This window comes from Microseira wollei NIES-4236, assembly GCF_020521235.1.
Taxonomy (GTDB): domain Bacteria; phylum Cyanobacteriota; class Cyanobacteriia; order Cyanobacteriales; family Aerosakkonemataceae; genus Microseira; species Microseira wollei.
Window position 1 is genome coordinate 1 of sequence record NZ_BLAY01000513.1, and the last position, 639, is coordinate 639.

The window sequence follows — 639 nt, forward strand, 5'->3', positions numbered from 1 at the left end:
GTAACTGCATCGAGTCAAAGTTTTTCTAAAATTCTAGGAACTTGAGCAATACCTGCAACCAAAACCAAAGGCGCTAACTCTAATTGAGCCTACTTAGAGTCTCCCCCAAGAATTGCATCTAAAAGCAATCCACTATTGTTTTTCACTGCAATATAGGGAGGACGAGTTAAATCAACCTGCCTCGCCCTTAAACTGCGATAAAAGCGAAGTCTGATTGGTGCATTGCAACTAATTTTAACCAAGGTAGCTAGCAGAGGAAAGCTTAAAACATCTTGCTTAATAAATTCACCCCTAACGCTGCTCCAATCATAAGTCAACGAATTCAATTGAAGCTCGCCTAATCCTCCCCCTACAATTGCGCCATTAAACGTTAAGCGCCCGCCATCTTCGCCTAATTTCTCTAATGTTTGAAAATTTTCAAAATTTCCTTGATTTAAAAGGCGAGGGTTGTAAATTCCCATTAACCCATCAACTCCTGTATTTCCATAGACCAATCAACATCTGGTACAAAGCCAATAAATCTGTGCCAATTTAATGGCTTTTTTACTTCAAAATACCTCACATTAACACCTGTAAAAAATATGGATTAACAGGAAACTGGATTAGCAAAGGTTCGTTACGCGGGTATACTCTGCGGCT

1 protein-coding gene is annotated in these 639 nt (G+C 39.4%); it reads right to left on the reverse strand.

Annotation, left to right across the window (positions count from 1 at the left end; genetic code table 11):
- Positions 1-89: 89 nt before the first annotated feature.
- On the reverse strand, positions 90-461 hold the full coding sequence (locus MiSe_RS49610) for a hypothetical protein (protein ID WP_226594980.1): 372 nt from the start codon (positions 459-461) through the stop codon (positions 90-92).
- Between the last annotated feature and the right edge of the window lie 178 nt (positions 462-639).

Bases quoted from the DNA above. Each gene is read 5' to 3' on its own strand.
- MiSe_RS49610 (WP_226594980.1), bottom strand. From the start codon at position 461: ATGGGAATTTACAACCCTCGCCTTTTAAATCAAGGAAATTTTGAAAAT.